The organism is Pseudoalteromonas sp. 0303, from assembly GCF_013349995.1.
Taxonomy (GTDB): domain Bacteria; phylum Pseudomonadota; class Gammaproteobacteria; order Enterobacterales; family Alteromonadaceae; genus Pseudoalteromonas.
Genome location: NZ_JABVXF010000134.1, coordinates 1 through 473, shown reverse-complemented (window position 1 = coordinate 473; position 473 = coordinate 1). Strand labels below are relative to the sequence as shown.

At 50.5% G+C, this 473-nt stretch carries 1 protein-coding gene; it reads right to left on the bottom strand.

Annotated features, from left to right (window positions below; translation table 11 throughout):
• On the bottom strand, positions 1–473 hold a 473-nt coding region (locus HUS62_RS22475), incomplete at both ends, for a hypothetical protein (RefSeq protein ID WP_175081210.1).

Below are 473 nucleotides of genomic sequence, written 5' to 3'. Positions count from 1 at the left end.
CTTACAGGGTTACCAGCTAAATCAGACGCTGTAGCAGTGGCGGTTAATGTGCCGTCGTTTAAGTTGCTTGCATCAATCGGATCAGTAACATACTCGCCGTTTTGTACAAGTGCCGTGGTTTCAACTTGGTTTGTGCCATCACTGATGATCACCGTCACAGTTTGACCGTCTTCCACATCGCTAACCGTGCCACGCACAACCATGGCGGCGCTTTCGCCGTTGCCGTTAATCACGCCGTCGGCGGTTTTATCAATGCTGGTTGTGATCGCTGCGGTGTTATCAAGCTCGACTGAATCTTGTGCTGAAATCGGGTTGCCTGCCACATCGGATACGCTAGCTGTGGCAGTGAGTGTGCCATCGTTTAGTGCGCTTGCATCAATCGGATCGGTAACATACTCGCCGTTTTGCACAAGCGCCGTGGTTTCAACTTGGTTTGTACCATCGCTGATAATAACAGTAACAGTTTGGCCATC